A 244-nucleotide genomic window follows, 5' to 3' on the forward strand; every position below is an offset into this window, starting at 1 on the left:
AGGCCCTCAAGCAGATTGGCTCTGTCATCAGGAACCCAGAGATTCTAGCCATTTCGTCTGTCCTCCTTGAAGCCCTGATGGATCCCTCTACCAAGACAGCTCCATGCTTACAAGTTCTGCTTCAGACTTCTTTTGTTCACTTTATTGACGCTCCATCCCTCGCGCTAATAATGCCCGTCTTGCAACGTGCGCTCAGCGAGCGTCCAACGGAAACCAAGAAAATGGCGGCACAGATTATTGGCAA

At 50.4% G+C, this 244-nt stretch carries 1 protein-coding gene; it reads left to right on the forward strand.

Annotation, left to right across the window (positions count from 1 at the left end; genetic code table 11):
- The coding region (locus ACYQ78_RS40015; RefSeq protein ID WP_459806219.1) for a hypothetical protein at nt 1-244 on the forward strand (244 nt) is incomplete at both ends.

It is taken from the genome of Herbidospora sp. RD11066 (assembly GCF_054661255.1).